Source organism: Pseudochrobactrum sp. Wa41.01b-1 (assembly GCF_019464455.1).
GTDB lineage: Bacteria > Pseudomonadota > Alphaproteobacteria > Rhizobiales > Rhizobiaceae > Pseudochrobactrum > Pseudochrobactrum saccharolyticum.
Genome location: NZ_CP080493.1, coordinates 3,102,778 through 3,118,869 on the forward strand (window position 1 = coordinate 3,102,778; position 16,092 = coordinate 3,118,869).

General features: G+C 53.1%; 15 protein-coding genes. 12 read left to right on the plus strand and 3 right to left on the minus strand.

Going from position 1 to position 16,092, the window contains the following annotated elements; all coding sequences use genetic code 11:
* Positions 1-26 precede the first annotated feature (26 nt).
* From K1X45_RS14150 to K1X45_RS14165, 4 genes are read left to right on the plus strand one after another with little or no spacing between them, the layout of a single operon-like run.
* Positions 27-905 (plus strand): branched-chain amino acid ABC transporter permease, encoded by an 879-nt coding sequence (locus K1X45_RS14150; protein ID WP_220159219.1) that lies wholly within the window; start codon positions 27-29, stop codon positions 903-905.
* Entirely contained in the window at positions 902-1,903 is a 1,002-nt protein-coding gene (locus tag K1X45_RS14155) for a branched-chain amino acid ABC transporter permease (protein WP_220159220.1), read from the plus strand. The genes K1X45_RS14150 and K1X45_RS14155 overlap by 4 nt, the downstream gene beginning before the upstream one ends.
* A complete protein-coding gene (locus K1X45_RS14160) occupies positions 1,900-2,643 on the plus strand; it encodes an ABC transporter ATP-binding protein (RefSeq protein WP_122093619.1) in 744 nt (247 codons plus the stop codon). The genes K1X45_RS14155 and K1X45_RS14160 overlap by 4 nt, the downstream gene beginning before the upstream one ends.
* Before the next feature lie 3 nt (positions 2,644-2,646).
* On the plus strand, positions 2,647-3,366 hold the full coding sequence (locus K1X45_RS14165; protein ID WP_220159221.1) for an ABC transporter ATP-binding protein: 720 nt from the start codon (positions 2,647-2,649) through the stop codon (positions 3,364-3,366).
* 110 nt (positions 3,367-3,476) lie between these two features.
* On the opposite strand, the gene fdhA is transcribed toward K1X45_RS14165, so the two are convergent.
* On the minus strand, positions 3,477-4,667 hold the full coding sequence (gene fdhA / locus K1X45_RS14170) for a formaldehyde dehydrogenase, glutathione-independent (protein ID WP_075654791.1): 1,191 nt from the start codon (positions 4,665-4,667) through the stop codon (positions 3,477-3,479).
* Between the two features lie 156 nt (positions 4,668-4,823).
* Positions 4,824-5,183: an antibiotic biosynthesis monooxygenase gene (locus K1X45_RS14175; protein ID WP_220159222.1), complete on the minus strand. Its 360-nt coding sequence runs from the start codon at positions 5,181-5,183 to the stop codon at positions 4,824-4,826.
* A gap of 76 nt (positions 5,184-5,259) precedes the next feature.
* Between K1X45_RS14175 and K1X45_RS14180 the strand changes: the two genes are divergently transcribed.
* Both K1X45_RS14180 and guaB read left to right on the plus strand, forming a co-directional pair.
* A complete protein-coding gene (locus K1X45_RS14180) occupies positions 5,260-5,943 on the plus strand; it encodes a helix-turn-helix transcriptional regulator (RefSeq protein ID WP_220159223.1) in 684 nt (227 codons plus the stop codon).
* Positions 5,944-6,117: 174 nt separating this feature from the next.
* Positions 6,118-7,611 (plus strand): IMP dehydrogenase, encoded by a 1,494-nt coding sequence (gene guaB, locus K1X45_RS14185; protein ID WP_220159224.1) that lies wholly within the window; start codon positions 6,118-6,120, stop codon positions 7,609-7,611.
* A 35-nt stretch (positions 7,612-7,646) separates the two neighbouring features.
* Here guaB and K1X45_RS14190 read toward each other — a convergent pair whose 3' ends face one another.
* Complete coding sequence (locus K1X45_RS14190) at positions 7,647-8,579, minus strand: hydrogen peroxide-inducible genes activator (protein ID WP_220159225.1); 933 nt, start codon at positions 8,577-8,579, stop codon at positions 7,647-7,649.
* Between the two features lie 260 nt (positions 8,580-8,839).
* Here K1X45_RS14190 and katA point away from each other — a divergent pair, with 260 nt between their 5' ends.
* From katA to K1X45_RS14220, 6 genes are all read left to right on the plus strand, one after another.
* Positions 8,840-10,339: a catalase KatA gene (gene katA, locus K1X45_RS14195; RefSeq protein ID WP_220159226.1), complete on the plus strand. Its 1,500-nt coding sequence runs from the start codon at positions 8,840-8,842 to the stop codon at positions 10,337-10,339.
* Positions 10,340-10,476: 137 nt separating this feature from the next.
* Positions 10,477-11,769 (plus strand): RsmB/NOP family class I SAM-dependent RNA methyltransferase, encoded by a 1,293-nt coding sequence (locus tag K1X45_RS14200; RefSeq protein ID WP_220159227.1) that lies wholly within the window; start codon positions 10,477-10,479, stop codon positions 11,767-11,769.
* A gap of 262 nt (positions 11,770-12,031) precedes the next feature.
* Positions 12,032-12,487, plus strand: a complete 456-nt coding sequence (locus K1X45_RS14205) for a PaaI family thioesterase (protein ID WP_022711196.1) — start codon at positions 12,032-12,034, stop codon at positions 12,485-12,487.
* Between the two features lie 214 nt (positions 12,488-12,701).
* Positions 12,702-13,418, plus strand: coding sequence for a 5'-methylthioadenosine/S-adenosylhomocysteine nucleosidase (locus tag K1X45_RS14210; protein WP_083646896.1), 717 nt, complete (start codon positions 12,702-12,704; stop codon positions 13,416-13,418).
* A 79-nt stretch (positions 13,419-13,497) separates the two neighbouring features.
* Entirely contained in the window at positions 13,498-15,063 is a 1,566-nt protein-coding gene (guaA, locus tag K1X45_RS14215; RefSeq protein WP_370627044.1) for a glutamine-hydrolyzing GMP synthase, read from the plus strand.
* 181 nt (positions 15,064-15,244) lie between these two features.
* Entirely contained in the window at positions 15,245-15,955 is a 711-nt protein-coding gene (locus K1X45_RS14220) for a phosphoribosylaminoimidazolesuccinocarboxamide synthase (protein WP_220159228.1), read from the plus strand.
* Positions 15,956-16,092: the final 137 nt, after the last annotated feature.

A 16,092-nucleotide genomic window follows, 5' to 3' on the forward strand; every position in this document is an offset into this window, starting at 1 on the left:
TATGCCCGCAAAACGGATTTTTCCTGATGGCTACTTTCTTTCAGTTGCTGGTATCGGGTCTGGCAACAGGCTCGATCTATGCCCTTGTGGCAATCGGCTTTACGTTGCTCTGGCAGGCTTCGCAGACGATCAATTTCGCGCAGGGCGAATTTGTCATGCTGCCCGCATTTTTCGTGCTGGCAGGCACGCAGATTTTAGGTCTCAGCTTTCCGGTTGCCATTTTGCTGGCGCTGGTGCTGACACTGCTGTTTCTGGGCTATGGTTTCAAACGTATCATTATTGATCCGCTGCTGCCGCATGGCGTGTTACCGATTGTTATTGCGACAATCGCGCTGGGCATTCTGCTGAAAGAAGGCGTCAAACAATTCTATACGGCGGAAGCTATGCCGTTTCCGGCGCTGTTTACCGACCGCACGCTGAATGTTTTCGGTGCGGCGATCTCGGTGCAGGATATTGCGGTTCTGGTGATCTCGCTCGGCACTGTGGCGCTGCTGCAATTCTTTCTCAATGGCACCAAGACGGGGCGCTGTATGCAGGCAACAGCGCAAAACCCGCAGGTGGCGGAAATTCTCGGCGTGCCGGTTAAGCGCATGATTCTCTATACATTTTTGATCAATGGCGCACTGGCTTTGCTGGTTTCTATTCTGATCTCACCGGTCTATCTGGCGAAATTCTCCAATGGTGAGACGCTGGGGCTGATCGCCTTTATCGCGGCGATTGTCGGCGGCTTTAACCAGATCCGCGGGGCGCTGGCCGGTGGCTTGCTGATCGGCGTGATTGATAATCTCTCGGCTGCTTATATTTCCGCATCCTACCGCTCGGCCGTGCCGCTGATCCTGCTGATTGTGATTATTCTCGTGCGCCCGCAGGGGCTGCTCGGCAAGGCGGAAGGACGGACAATATGAGCCTTCGCAAAATACTCCTTCTGCTGGCCGGTCTGGCCATTCTGATTGCTTTGCCATTCTCGCAAACCAATTACGGCCTGCTGGTGCTGTCGTCGTGGCTGATCTATTCCATTGCTGCTATGGGGCTTAACCTGACACTCGGCTATGCGGGGCAGATTTCGCTGGCGCAGGCCGGTTTTATGGCGCTGGGTGCCTATACTGTGGCGCTGATGACGATGGCGGGTATCGCATGGCCATTCGCACTGATTGCGGCAATGTTGCTGTGCTTTGTGCTTGGTCTGCTGCTCGGTTATCCGGCTTTGCGGGTACAGCATCATTTTCTGGCTTTCGTCACGCTGGCTTTCAATGCGCTGGTTATTCTGGTGTTGCGCAATGAAGAATGGCTGACAGGCGGGACATACGGCCTGACTGGCATTCCGCGTCCGGAAATTTTCGGCATGAAAACCATGATGGCCACGCCGTTTTATTATTTCGTGCTTGGCTTGTTTGTGCTGACGGCGCTGGCGCTTTACGGCATTATCCGCTCTCCTTGGGGGCGGGCATTTAAAGGCCTGCGTGAGAACCCGATCCGCGCCAATAGTCTGGGCGTTGATGTGCGTAAAATGACCCTGTTGGCCTTTGCGATTGGTGCAGCCTATGGCGGTCTTGCCGGTGGCCTGATTGCGCAGCTCACCCAATATATCGAGCCGCATTCTTTCGGCCTGCCGATCTCGCTTAAAATCCTGCTGATGGTGATTGTCGGAGGTGCTGGCTTCTTCTTCGGGCCGGTGCTGGGGGCTTTCCTGATCGTGCTGGCGCCGGAATTCCTGCGCTTTACCGAGGGCTATTACCTGATGCTCTATGCAGTGCTGGTGATTGTGCTGATGGTGTTCTGCCCGACAGGACTTTTGGGACTGGCAGAACGCGCTAAAAATGCATTGAAACAGCGCCGTAATCCGCAGGCAACCGCATGGACGACAAAAGCTGCGCTCGACAGCAACGGGGAGAAAAACCAATGAACCCCGTTCTTTCCGTGCGTAATCTGAGCAAGAATTTTGGCGGTGTAACCGCTGTGGATGATGTGTCCTTTGAGGTGCATGAAGGGGAAATCCTCGGCCTGATCGGGCCGAATGGCAGCGGCAAATCCACTTTGTTCAACTGCATTCTCGGGCAATTGCCTGCCACAAATGGCACGGTGCTGGTGGATGGGCAGAATGTTGCAGGCAAACGCCCAAGCGACCTCAATAAGCTCGGCGTCGGCCGCACCTTTCAGATGCTGCAGGTGTTTCCGGATATGAGCGTGCTGGATAATATTATTCTGGCCGGTCAGGAACATAAAGGTTCGATGCTGTCGCGTTTGTTTGGTCGTCCGGATGCCGGTTTGACTGAAGAAGCGAAGACCATGATCGAGTTCTTCCGTCTCACACATCAGACCCATGAAAAAGCAGGTTCACTGTCTTACGGGCAGCAGAAATTGCTCGACGCGGCGATGGCCTTTATGGCGGGGCCGAAACTGGTGATGCTGGATGAACCCGCAGGCGGGGTCAATCTGACCATGCTGGCCGACCTCAAAGAGCGCCTCAAGGCGTTCAACCGTGAGCGCGGCGCAACCTTTGTGGTGATCGAGCATAATATGGAATTTGTCATGTCGCTCTGCACGCGCATTATTGTGCTGGCAAACGGGCGTATCATTGCTGAAGGCGATCCGGAAACTGTGCGTAATAATCCGGACGTCATTGAAGCCTATCTGGGAGGCTGAGCCATGCTGGAACTGAAACAGGTCTTTGGCGGCTACGGCAAAATGACCATTCTCAATGGTACGTCTTTTCGCATTGAAAAAGGCACGATCACCACTGTGATCGGCCCTAACGGAGCGGGCAAGTCTACGGTTTTTAAAGCGATTTTCGGCCTTCTGAATATCCGCTCAGGTCAGGTTCTGCTCAATGGCAAGGATGTGACAGGGCAGGCGCCTGCGAAAATGCTGGCTCATGGCGTGAGCTATGTCCCGCAGGGGCGCAACCTGTTTCCTATGCTGTCGGTGAAGCATAATCTGGAGATCGGCGGTATTTCCGCACCGGATCAGGGCAGGGTCGCACGCCGCATTGATGAGGTGATGGAGCAATTCCCGATCCTCAAAGAGAAAGCCAATCAGCAGGCGATTACACTCTCCGGTGGTCAGCAGAAACAGCTGGAAATTGCACGTGCGTTGCTGCTTGATCCGAAACTGATCCTGATTGATGAACCGTCTATCGGTCTGTCACCGCAAATGGTGAGCGAGACATTCCGCACGCTGATCCGTCTGCGCGATGAGGGGGTGACCGTGCTGATGGTTGAGCAGAATGCCAAGGCGGCACTGGCGATGTCTGACTATGGTCTGGTGCTGGAACAGGGGCAAACGCGGATGCATGACAAGGCAGATGCGCTGCTGGCTGATCCGCGTGTCGGGCAGTTGTTTCTCGGTGCCAGCCTTGCAGAGGCGTGAACTAAGAAAAGGCCTCGAAGAGGCGTAAATTTAAAGATACCTCGAAGAGGCGTGAATTAAAACAGCCCCGCATGAGCTATCATGCGGGGCTGTTTCGTATCAAATCATTCTCAGGCTGATTTCAGCAGATCGCCATGCGGGTCGATGACGAATTTCTTCGCAGCGCCCTGATCGAAGCTTTCATAGCCTTTTGGCGCATCATCCAGCGAGATCAGCTGGGCATTAACAATTTCCGCAATATTCAGCCGGTCGTAGAGAATGGCCTGCATCAGCTGGCGGTTATATTTCAGCACTGGTGTCTGACCGGTGTGGAAGCTCTGTGCTTTCGCCCAGCCGAGGCCGAAGCGCAGAGACAGGCTGCCGACTTTGGCGGCTTTATCCACCGCGCCCGGATCTTCGGTCACATAGAGCCCCGGAATACCGATATTACCAGCCGCACGGGTGATCTCCATCATCTGATTGAGAACGATTGCCGGTTGCTCACCGCCTGCATGGCCGCGTGCTTCAAAGCCCACTGCGTCAATCGCACTGTCGACTTCATTGCTGCCGGTAATATCGGCAATCAGATCGCCAAGACGGTCGGAAGCCGAGAGATCAACCGGCTCAAAGCCAACTTTCTTGGCATGGGCAAGGCGTTCTTTATTAAAGTCGCCGATCATCACAACAGCCGCGCCGAGAATGCGGGCAGAGGCGGCAGCCGCCAGACCAACAGGGCCTGCACCAGCCACATAAACGATAGAGCCAACGCCGACACCGGCTTTAACAGCGCCGTGGAAGCCGGTTGGAAGAATATCGGAAAGCATGGTCAGATCGCGGATTTTGGCGAGCGCACGGTCGCGATCCGGAATTTTCAGCAGGTTAAAATCGGCATAAGGAATGGTGACATATTTGGCTTGACCGCCGATCCAGCCGCCCATATCCACATAGCCATAGGCACCACCGGCGCGGGACGGATTAACAGTGAGGCACACGCCGGTATCCTGCGCGCGGCAGGTGCGGCAGCGGCCGCAGGCGACGTTGAACGGCACGGAGACGATATCGCCGATCTCCAACATTTCAACATCCGCACCTTTTTCAATCACTTCACCGGTGATTTCATGGCCGAGCACAAGTCCTGCTTCTGCTGTGGTACGGCCGCGCACCATATGCTGGTCAGAGCCGCAAATATTGGTGGTAATAACTTTCAGGATAACGGCATGTTCGATTTTGCGCCCCGTCGGATCGGCAAAAACCGGATCTGCAATATTCTGCACTTCAACCTGCCCCGGACCCGTATAGACGACACCACGGTTGCTGCTCATGGATTTTCCTCCCAGATAAATCACCAGATGAATGAGATGCGTAAAAGTTGGATTGAAGATCACTGCAATGCTGACCAGAGCATAGGCCAAGTTTGGCGAGATATCGTTCTGGACGCGACATCTGGTGTAGTGAATGGGCAGGCTGATATTTGGGTTTCAGACAAATTCCTGCTCATGGTGGAATTTGCGGCTGTCCTGCGGTGCCTGTTCGCGGCTGTTCAATCCGTAATCGCGGGTGACATCTGCCACCCGCAGTCGGTAATCGGCAAAAACACCGCTGCGCCCTGCAGCTTGCGCCGAGCGATGCATGAAGCTTGAGCGCCAGCTTTTCACGGCTTCTTCATCACGGAAAAAGGAGAGGGAGAGAATTTTCTCCGGATCAGTCAGGCTCTGAAAACGCTCGACGGAGATAAAACCGTCAATCCTTTGCAGTTCTTCTTTCAGGTCGGCGGCAATGTCCAGATAGGTGTTTTTCTGTCCTTTGGCAGGGCGAACTTCGAATATGACAGCGATCATGGGGAGGTTCCTTGTGCGTTTATGAACAGGCAAATACCCCATTGAGTTGCATCAATGCTTCGGTTATCATCGAACTATGAAAGATGGTCCTGTCATAGCTTCTGTTGCCGCATTGATCGGCGACCCCGCCCGCGCAAACATCCTCACTGCGCTGATGGATGGCCGTGCTTTGACAGTCAGTGAGCTGGCCGGCGTGGCCGGTGTCACCGTGCAGACGGCCAGCGGACATCTCACCAAATTAAGCGAAGCCGGTTTACTCACCGCAGAAAAACAAGGGCGGCATCGCTATTTTCGCCTGTCGGGTGCAGATGTGGCGCAAGTGCTGGAGGCACTGATGGGGCTGGCGCAACGCACGGGTGCTGTGCGGGTGCGCACAGGGCCGAAAGATGCAGCATTACGTGAAGCGCGGATTTGCTACGATCATCTGGCGGGTGAGGCGGGTGTTGCATTATTTAATGGTTTGACGGTGCGTAATTATCTGCAAGCGACAGAGCAGGATGAGCTGCAACTGACAGATCAGGGGCGTGAATTTTTCCACACGCTCGGTCTTGAGCTGAAGCCGCTGGAAGGTAAACGCCGTCCGCTTTGCCTGCATTGTCTGGATTGGAGTGAGCGCCGTCATCATCTCGGCGGGTCGCTTGGCGCGGCAGTGCTGGATATGATGCTTGAACACAAATGGTTGCGCCGCGAACAGGGGCGTGCCTTGTATTTTACACCGGCAGGACGGCAGGAATTCAGCCGTCATTTTAGCTGCAATTAAGCTGCCTGATACAAGATCTGATACAAGATCTGGTAAAATTTACGCGATTTTCACGAATAGTCTTTTCAAAAAGTCATATCCGTGTTACCAGCCGCTGCCAATTCAATTGAAACGATAAGAGTCGTTGCACCCTCTGCTCCCACAGGGTGTTTTACCTGTTTAAAGGAATTGGCCATGGCGAAAATTGTTGAATCATCCACCGGCGCATACGCGCTGACTTTTGATGATGTCCTGCTGCAACCCGGTCATTCCGAGGTTATGCCTGGTCAGGTCGATCTGCGCACCACCATTGCTGAAGGCATTGAACTGAACCTGCCGTTGCTCTCCGCAGCGATGGATACAGTGACTGAGTCCCGCTTGGCGATTGCTATGGCGCAGGCTGGCGGTATCGGCGTTATTCACCGCAACCTGACACCGGAATTGCAGGCAGAAGCAGTTCTGCGCGTTAAGAAATTCGAATCCGGCATGGTTGTAAACCCTGTCACTATCGGCCCTGACGCAACATTGGCTGATGCACAGGCGCTGATGCGTATGCACGGTATTTCCGGTATTCCGGTTGTCGAAAATGCGGGCAAAGGCCCGGGTCGTCTGGTTGGTATCTTGACCAACCGCGATGTGCGTTTTGCCTCTGATCCGGCACAGAAAATCTACGAATTGATGACTCGTGAAAATCTGGTCACCGTGCGTGAAAACGTTAATCAGGAAGAAGCCAAGCGTCTTCTCCACCAACATCGCATTGAAAAACTGCTGGTTGTTGATGCGCAGGGTCGTTGCACCGGTCTGATCACCGTTAAGGATATGGAAAAGTCGCAGCTCAACCCGAATGCCGCTAAAGATGCGCAGGGTCGTCTGCGTGCTGCTGCTGCAACTTCAGTTGGCGATGATGGTTTTGAACGTGCGGAACGTCTGATCGAAGCCGGTGTTGATCTGCTGGTGGTTGATACTGCCCATGGTCATTCACAGCGTGTTCTCGATGCGGTCACCCGCATGAAGAAACTGTCTTCCGATGTACGTATTCTTGCCGGTAACGTGGCAACCGGTGCGGCAACACAGGCTCTGATTGATGCCGGTGCCGATGCGGTTAAAGTCGGTATCGGACCAGGCTCGATCTGCACCACACGCATTGTAGCCGGTGTTGGCGTACCGCAGCTTTCCGCGATTATGGGTGCGGTTGAAGTCGCCCAGAAAGCCGGTATTCCGGTTATCGCTGACGGCGGTATCAAATTCTCCGGTGACTTCGCCAAGGCACTGGCTGCCGGTGCATCGGCTGCTATGGCCGGTTCGCTGCTGGCCGGCACAGAAGAAAGCCCGGGTGAAGTTTATCTGCATCAGGGTCGTTCTTATAAGTCCTATCGTGGTATGGGTTCCGTTGGTGCCATGGCTCGCGGTTCCGCTGACCGTTACTTCCAGGCGGAAGTACGCGATGAACTGAAACTGGTGCCGGAAGGTATTGAAGGTCAGGTTGCCTATAAGGGTCCTGTTGCCAATATCCTGCATCAGCTGGCCGGTGGTCTGCGTGCTTCTATGGGTTATGTCGGTGCAAAAACAATGCCGGAATTCCGTGAGAAGGCAACATTTGTCCGCATTACCAATGCGGGTCTACGTGAAAGCCACTCGCACGGTGTGACCATCACTCGTGAAAGCCCGAATTATCCGGGCAGCGTATAAGACGAATAGAAAAAGGCCGGTTTAACCGGCCTTTTTTATTGCTTGTGAAGCTGGGTGATTTCATTATCTGAAAGCAACAAGGGTTGTGCTGCTTGTCTGGCCAGTTCGGCCAGCGCGTTAAAGTCGGCAAGACGCAGGCTCTGTTTGCGCCAGAACAGGCCGATCTGGCGTTTTGGTGTGCCGTCCGAGAATGGTACGATGCGGATGCGCTTATGCGGAACCTCAGAGCGGATGGCGATTTCCGGTATCAGCGTCAGCCCCATATCATTGCTGACCATTTGCAGCAGCGTGGCCATGCTGGTCGCACCGAAATTCACTAAAGTACGCTCACGCGGCAGAGCGCAGACCTCAAGCGCCTGATCGCGCAAACAATGCCCTTCTTCAAGTAGTAGCAGCTTTTCCAATGCCGCATTGCCCTGTGTGAGCGGTGAGGGCAGGACATCATTGTTATTGCTGGAAGTGGCGATCAGAAACCGGTCATCAAACAGGTGTTTGCCCGTCAAGTAGGGATCATGAACCGGCATAGCGGCAATCACCGCATCCAGTTCACCATTGCGCAATTCTTCCAGCAGCTTGTCGGTTAGTGCCTCGCGCAGTTCCAGCGTCAGTGCCGGATATTGCTGTTTCAGCGCCTGAATAAGATCCGGCAGCAAATAGGGGGCAATGGTTGGGATGATGCCAAGCCGCAGCCGTGATTGTAAAATACCGCTCTTCTGCTCGGTCAGTTCTTCCAGCGCACGGATTTCCTGCAAAATCACTTTAATACGCGGCCAGAGTGTGTGACCGAGTTCTGTGAGCAGAACCGTTTTATTGGCGCGCTCAAAGAGCGGGCTGCCGGCGAGATTTTCCATTTCTGCAATCTGTGCGGATAAAGCGGGTTGCGAAACAAAGACTGTTTCGGCGGCTTTGCGAAAATGCAGATGGGTAGCGAGCGCATCGAAATAGCGCATTTGCTTGACTGTAAACATGATAAGAAAATCCTATCAATAATCACAGGAAATTCAATTGGAAATTATGGTTAGAATAGTTCTATTCTGTAGAAAGAGCATGAGAATGCAATTTCAATCCTGATCGGTGTATATCGTTAAGTTATTGAAATTGAGTATTTAATACATGTTTTGGCTGGTGCAGAATACCTGAAGGTGGTTCTGCGCCCGTCATAATCTTGTCATGCAGATTTTTTTATAATGGCTCAAAACAGAGCCAATCATACAAGGGAGAGCTAAAAATGGCCGATCGTCCGATTATGACCACAAGTGCCGGTTCACCGATTCCGGATAACCAGAATTCCCTGACTGCAGGCGAGCGCGGTCCTGTCCTGATGACTGACTACCAGCTTATTGAAAAGCTGGCACACCAGAATCGTGAGCGTATTCCTGAGCGTGCGGTTCATGCCAAGGGCTGGGGTGCCCATGGTACACTGACCATTACCGGTGATATTTCCAAATATACCAAAGCGAAAGCCTTGCAGCCGGGTGCGAAGACCCCGATGATTGCGCGCTTCTCCACAGTTGCCGGTGAAGCCGGTGCGGCAGATGCCGAGCGCGACGTGCGCGGTTTTGCATTGAAATTCTACACAGAAGAAGGCAACTGGGATCTGGTTGGCAATAATACGCCGGTCTTCTTCGTACGTGATCCGGTGAAATTCCCGGACTTCATTCACACCCAGAAGCGTCATCCAAAGACCAATATGCGCTCCGCCACAGCGATGTGGGATTTCTGGTCGCTGTCACCGGAAAGCCTGCATCAGGTAACAATCCTGATGTCTGACCGTGGTCTGCCAACAGATGTGCGTCACATCAATGGTTACGGCTCGCATACTTATTCGTTCTGGAATGATGCCGGTGAGCGCTATTGGGTGAAATTCCACTTCAAGACCATGCAGGGGCACCAGCACTGGACGAATGCGGAGGCTGAAAAAGTTGTCGGCCAGACCCGTGAATCCACACAGGCTGACCTGTTTGGTGCGATTGAAAAGGGTGAATTCCCGCGCTGGAAAGTGCAGGTTCAGATCATGCCTGAACTTGATGCCGATAACACACCTTATAACCCGTTTGATCTGACCAAAGTCTGGCCACATGCGGATTATCCGGTGATGGATATCGGTATTATGGAGCTGAACCGTAACGCCGACAATTACTTTGCGGAAATCGAACAGGCTGCCTTCTCGCCGTCGAATATCGTGCCGGGTATCGGCTATTCGCCGGATAAGATGTTGCAGGCGCGTGTATTCTCCTATGCAGATGCGCATCGCCATCGTCTCGGCACCCATTATGAGCAAATTCCGGTCAATAAGCCTGCTTGCCCTGTGCATCACTACCATCGCGATGGTCAGATGAATACTTATGGCGGTATCGCGACCGGTAATCCGGATGCTTATTATGAGCCAAATTCCTTCAATGGTCCGGTTGAACAGCCATCGGCGAAAGAACCGCCGCTGAAAATCTCCGGTGACGTTGATCGTTACAATCACCGTATCGGCAATGATGATTATTCGCAGCCGCGTGCGCTGTTCAACCTGTTTGATGCTGGCCAGAAGAGCCGTCTGTTCTCGAATATTGCTGCGGCAATGGGCGGTGTGCCGGGCTTTATCATTGAGCGTCAGCTTGGCCATTTCAAACTGATCCATCCGGATTATGAAGCCGGTGTCCGTGCAGCCCTCAAGGAAGCGCATGGCTATGAAGCCAATACGATTTCCAATGAGGAAAAGCAGACTGCCGCTGAATAAGTGGCAAGAACGCAATATAAAGAAGCCGGAGCAGTGATGCTCCGGCTTTTTCTTTTGTTCAGGTCGTTTCACTTTGGCGCATTTTAAGCTATGCGGTGAGAACATATGAACAAGATAAAGACAGGAAAGCGGTAAAGATGCGTTTGGGCGGACGGTTGCAGGCAGCGATAGAAGTGCTGGAAGATATTGAACGCCAGAGCCGTGCTGCTTCCGATGCGCTGAAAGATTGGGGTGCAGCGCACCGCTTTGCCGGAGCCGGCGACCGCGCTGTGATCGGCAATATTGTCTATGACGTTCTGCGCCGTAAACTTTCATTCGGCTGGCGGATGGATGCGCAGGATGCCCGTGCGCTGGTTTATGCCTCTGTCCTGAGCGATCCTGATATGGGCGCGGAGTGGCTGGAGGCTAATCTGGCCGGTGATAAATTTGCGCCAGAGCCGCTTGAAGCGGAGCGCTTGCAGGCTTGGGAAAGTCGTGATCTGAGTGATGCGCCGGATTATATCCGCGCCGATATTGCCGAGAGCTGGGTGCCGGAATTTTCAGCCTTGTTTGGTGAGAACTGGGTTGCACAGGCTGCTGAGCTTGCTACACGTCCGCCGGTTGATCTGCGGGTCAATACGCTGAAAACCAATCGCGACAAGGTGCTGACCGCGCTGGAAGGTCTGAAAAATGCCGGTGCAGAAGCTGCGCCTTTTCTGCCGGAAGCTGTGCGTATTCCGCCTTTGCGTGCGCTTGGCCGTCATCCGAATGTACAGACCGAGCAGGCTTTTCTCGATGGCTGGTATGAGGTGCAGGATTTAGGCTCGCAGCTTGCCGCGAAACTGGTTGGTGCGCAGCCCGGTCAGCAGGTTATGGATTATTGCGCCGGTGCCGGTGGTAAAACGCTGGCTCTGGCCGCAGCTATGCAGAATAAGGGGCAGATTCATGCCTATGATGCCGAGCGCTCGCGCCTTAATCCGATTCATGATCGCCTGAGCCGCGCCGGTGTGCGTAATACACAGGTACATAACCGGCCGGAAAATCTGGAGCCTTATAAAGGGCAGATGGATATTGTGCTGACCGATGCGCCATGCACCGGTTCCGGCACATGGCGCCGCCGTCCGGATGCAAAATGGCGTTTGACCGATGTGCAGCTTGAGCGCCGCGTTGCTGACCAGCACGAGGTGCTTGAAGCGGCCAAACATTATGTGAAGCCGGGTGGTCGTCTGGTCTATGTGACCTGTTCGCTGTTTGCTTCCGAGAATAGCCGGCAGGTCGCCCGTTTTCTCTCGGAAAACTCCGATTACAGAGCGCTGCCGATGGCTGAGTTGTGGAGCGGCATCACCGATCAGGCGCAGCCGCATTATCCAGATTTCGGTGCCGTGTTCTCGCCGCTTTCCACGGATACAGACGGCTTCTATATTGCTGTTTTGCAAAATCAGCCTGCCTGAGTATCGGGCAATATTCTGATCCGGATTGTAATATTGAAAAAATACGGGCTTTTTCTCCATTAAAGCTGGTATTTTTTTCTGTTTGCGCTATTAGCTGGGCTTGAATAGCAGTCTCCGATATAAATATATGTCTATAAGGATATATCCTGTTTTCGGTCGTATATGGACATGCTTTGTACGAACCGGTGGTTGGAATAGGTTCTGAAGACTGTTATGGAGATGCCATAAAACTGACATTCAGTGTATAAGACTGAGGGATATTATGGCAGTACCGAGAATAGCAGAACCGGATTTCAAAGAACGGGTTGAGAAGAGTTTTGCACGTCAGGCGGCGATGAAGCTGATTGGCGCACAACTCACACGCTGCGAGCCGGGTGTGGTTGAAGTGGAGCTGCCGTTTCGTGCCGATCTGACCCAGCAGCATGGGTTTTTGCATGCTGGAATTGTGTCTACGGCTCTCGATGCGGTCTGTGCCTATTCGGCGCTGACAATGATGCCGGCGGATGCCGCAGTGCTGACCATCGAGTTCAAGGTCAATCTGCTGGCGCCCGGTAAAGGCGACCATTTTCTGTTCCGCGGGAATGTAACCAAGCAGGGACGTACGATTATGGTCAGCGACGGTCAGGCATTTGCCGTCGGTGAGACTGAAGTGAAATTAGTAGCCACGATGACAGCGACGCTGATGGTGGTGAAAGATCGTGAAGATTTGCAGGACTAGGTTATCCTCTGAACACCTGTCCTGAGTGTGCTGTTTACGGAAGCGCTTCTGTAAACAGCTTTTTGATTTGAACCTCGCGCGGATTTATCCCAAAGCTCCGCGCAAGTCCGAATAAAAGGGTGTGCCGCAATCATCTGTATTGACGGCCTCAGGTGTTAGAATGACCAAGATTATGTCCGCGCCGGTACAGGGTGCTTCAGAAGATGCGATGTCGATGCTGCAATATGTGCATGATTTCGGCGGCAAAAAAGTTCTGTTTGTTATGGCGTCCCCTTCAGAATACGGCCCGCATTTGCAGGCTATGTTCAAGCCGCTGATCACCGGTATCGGCCCTGTTGAAGCGGCTGTCGTGGTTTCTGCGGTTCTGGCCGATCTTTCCATGCGCGGTGCTCTGCCTGATCTGGTGGTGTCGCTTGGTTCTGCCGGTTCGGCAAAGCTGGTGCAGACCGAGATTTATCAGGCTGTGAATGTCGGCTACCGCGATATGGATGCCTCGGCTCTCGGCTATGCCAAAGGTCAGACACCTTCTGCTGATTTCCCGATCATCATTCCGCTGCCATATCATATTCCGGGTATTGCCAGCGCGTCCTTGTCCACAGGTGCAAATATCGTCACCGGTTCTGCCTATAATGATATTGATGCGGATATGGTGGATATGGAGAGCTTTGCGATCCTGCGCACCTGCCAGCGTTTTGCTGTGCCGCTGATTGGTCTGCGCGGTATTTCCGATGGTGATGAGGCGGTGAAGCAGGTGTCTGACTGGACACGTTATCTGCACATCATTGATGAGAAACTGGCACAGGCCGTGCGCTTGCTGGAAGCGGCAATGTTGCAGAGCACATTGGTTAAAACAACCGGCCATCCTGATCCGGGTCTTTACAAGGCTGATCTTGAGCGTACAGTGCCGCTGACGGTAAAATCCGGCGACTGATCTTATCTCCACTGTTTGTACCCTAATATATTGTCGCGGGTTTCGATTCCGGCTTGCAACAATCAACATAATTCTCTAGATGCTGCCCATGAGCACCCATCCCGATACTATCCTTATCATTGACTTTGGCAGTCAGGTCACGCAGCTGATAGCGCGGCGTGTGCGCGAGGCCGGAGTCTATTCCGAAATCGTGCCGTTCCAGCTGGCAGATGAAGCGTTCAAGCGCATCAATCCGAAAGCTGTGATCTTGTCCGGCAGCCCGCATTCGACCACCGATATCGGTAGTCCGCGCGCACCACAGGCAGTGTTTGAAGCCGGTATTCCGGTTATGGGCATTTGCTATGGTCAGCAGACCATGTGCGAACAGCTGGGCGGCAAGGTCGAAAGCGGCCATGACCGTGAATTCGGTCGTGCATTCCTCGAAGTCAACGAGGACAGCGCACTGTTTTCCGGCATCTGGGCCAAAGGCACCCGCCATCAGGTTTGGATGAGCCACGGTGATCGCGTAACAGCCCTGCCGGAAGGCTTTAAGGTTGTCGGCACATCGCCGAATGCACCATTCGCAGCCATTGCCGATGAAAAACGCAAATATTTTGCGGTGCAGTTCCATCCGGAAGTGGTGCACACACCGGACGGCGCGAAACTCCTGCAGAATTTCGTCCATAATATTGCTGGCATCAAGCCGGACTGGACAATGTCCGCCTATCGCGAACAGGCTGTTGAAGCTATCCGCAAACAGGTTGGCAAAGGCAAGGTTATCTGCGCGCTTTCAGGCGGCGTGGACTCTTCCGTTGCAGCGCTGCTCATCCATGAAGCGGTTGGCGATCAGCTGACCTGTATTCTGGTTGATCACGGCCTGATGCGTAAGGATGAAGCGGCACAGGTTGTTGCAATGTTCAAAGAACATTACAACATGCCGCTGGTTCTGGTGAATGCACAGGATCGTTTCATCTCCGCTCTGGAAGGTGAAACCGATCCGGAAGTGAAGCGTAAGACCATTGGCCGTCTGTTCATCGAAGTGTTCGAAGAAGAAGCGGCTAAACTCGGCGGCGCAGACTTCCTCGCACAGGGTACCCTCTATCCTGACGTGATCGAAAGCGTATCTTTCACCGGTGGTCCTTCGGTGACCATCAAGTCGCATCACAATGTCGGCGGTCTGCCTGAGCGCATGAATATGCAGCTCGTGGAGCCACTGCGTGAACTCTTCAAGGATGAAGTGCGCGTTCTCGGTAAGGAACTCGGTCTGCCGGACAGTTTCATCGGCCGCCATCCGTTCCCGGGGCCTGGTCTGGCAATTCGTTGCCCGGGCGGTATCACCCGTGAGAAGCTTGAAATCCTTCGTGAAGCTGATGCAGTCTATCTGGACGAGATCCGCAAAGCCGGTCTTTATGACAAGATCTGGCAGGCTTTCGCAGTGTTGCTGCCGGTGCAGACCGTTGGTGTTATGGGCGACGGCCGCACATACGAATTCGTTTGTGCTCTGCGTGCGGTAACATCGGTTGACGGTATGACAGCTGATTTCTACCACTATGATATGGACTTCCTTGCCAAGGCAGCGACCCGTATTATCAATGAAGTACGCGGTATTAACCGCGTGGTCTATGATATTACCTCGAAGCCTCCGGGCACCATTGAGTGGGAATAAGTTGAAGAACAATGCGCCAATCGGCGCATTGTTTTTTTCTGGAGCATTTCACAGTCAAGTTGATCCAATTTGATGTAGGGATAATGCGACAAACTAAAGAATCCAGAGCGAGCATTGCGATCCAACATGAACGTAAACCGCTTTGGGTATGATCAGCGCATAAACCTGAGCGGGCAAACGAATGAACAGCAGCGAAAAGATTTACTCCGGCAAGACCAAAGACCTCTACGCCTTGGAGAACGGCAACATTCTTCTGGTGTTCAAGGATGATGTAACCGGCTCGGATGGTGTGATTGATCCGGGTGCAAATACCGTTATTGGTCAGGTTGAAGGCAAGGGGCGCAAGTCTCTTGGCATGACGGATTATTTCTTCAAGCGACTGCATGCTGCTGGCGTGCCTACCCATTTGGTCAATCTTGATCTTGAAAAGGGCACGATGGAAGTTCGCCGTGCCGAGCCTTTGGGCAAGGATATTAACGGCACCGGCGGCTTTGAATTTGTTTGCCGCACCCGTCCTTGGGGCAGTTTCATTCGCCGTTATCAGCAATATATTCGTAACACCGAACAGAAATTTGACTATCTCGTTGAAATTACTGTGAAAGACGATGAGCGCGGCGATCCGCTTATCAATGATGCCACCATCGTTGCGCTCGGCCTCTTAAGCCCTGACCATCTTGCAAAGGCTAAGGACATTACCCGTAATGTGTGCCGTATTGTAGAAGCTGATCTGCGAGGTTTGGGTCTGACGCTGATCGATATGAAGATTGAAATCGGCCTGATCGACGGTGAAGTCGTGGTTATCGATGAGATTTCCGCTGATGCCATGCGTGTTATGGATGAAACAGGCAAAGTGCTTGAACACGGCAAAGTGTATGAAAAGCTGATCGGCTGATTGAGAAAATATTTTTATCCTCTTTTCATAAGTGAAACGGATAATAAAAACACCGCCGCAGTTGCAAAAACTGCGGCGGTGTTTTTATGTCTCGGGTTTGAAAGCTGCCCCGAAATACAGCTGATTACGGGGCAGGT

What these genes read in the sequence shown, in the direction of transcription:
- K1X45_RS14150 (WP_220159219.1), top strand. Translation starts at nt 27, where the DNA reads ATGGCTACTTTCTTTCAGTTGCTGGTATCGGGTCTGGCAACAGGCTCG.
- K1X45_RS14155 (WP_220159220.1), top strand. Translation starts at nt 902, where the DNA reads ATGAGCCTTCGCAAAATACTCCTTCTGCTGGCCGGTCTGGCCATTCTG.
- K1X45_RS14160 (WP_122093619.1), top strand. Translation starts at nt 1,900, where the DNA reads ATGAACCCCGTTCTTTCCGTGCGTAATCTGAGCAAGAATTTTGGCGGT.
- K1X45_RS14165 (WP_220159221.1), top strand. Translation starts at nt 2,647, where the DNA reads ATGCTGGAACTGAAACAGGTCTTTGGCGGCTACGGCAAAATGACCATT.
- fdhA (WP_075654791.1), bottom strand. Translation starts at nt 4,667, where the DNA reads ATGAGCAGCAACCGTGGTGTCGTCTATACGGGTCCGGGGCAGGTTGAA.
- K1X45_RS14175 (WP_220159222.1), bottom strand. Translation starts at nt 5,183, where the DNA reads ATGATCGCTGTCATATTCGAAGTTCGCCCTGCCAAAGGACAGAAAAAC.
- K1X45_RS14180 (WP_220159223.1), top strand. Translation starts at nt 5,260, where the DNA reads ATGAAAGATGGTCCTGTCATAGCTTCTGTTGCCGCATTGATCGGCGAC.
- guaB (WP_220159224.1), top strand. Translation starts at nt 6,118, where the DNA reads ATGGCGAAAATTGTTGAATCATCCACCGGCGCATACGCGCTGACTTTT.
- K1X45_RS14190 (WP_220159225.1), bottom strand. Translation starts at nt 8,579, where the DNA reads ATGTTTACAGTCAAGCAAATGCGCTATTTCGATGCGCTCGCTACCCAT.
- katA (WP_220159226.1), top strand. Translation starts at nt 8,840, where the DNA reads ATGGCCGATCGTCCGATTATGACCACAAGTGCCGGTTCACCGATTCCG.
- K1X45_RS14200 (WP_220159227.1), top strand. Translation starts at nt 10,477, where the DNA reads ATGCGTTTGGGCGGACGGTTGCAGGCAGCGATAGAAGTGCTGGAAGAT.
- K1X45_RS14205 (WP_022711196.1), top strand. Translation starts at nt 12,032, where the DNA reads ATGGCAGTACCGAGAATAGCAGAACCGGATTTCAAAGAACGGGTTGAG.
- K1X45_RS14210 (WP_083646896.1), top strand. Translation starts at nt 12,702, where the DNA reads ATGCTGCAATATGTGCATGATTTCGGCGGCAAAAAAGTTCTGTTTGTT.
- guaA (WP_370627044.1), top strand. Translation starts at nt 13,498, where the DNA reads ATGCTGCCCATGAGCACCCATCCCGATACTATCCTTATCATTGACTTT.
- K1X45_RS14220 (WP_220159228.1), top strand. Translation starts at nt 15,245, where the DNA reads ATGAACAGCAGCGAAAAGATTTACTCCGGCAAGACCAAAGACCTCTAC.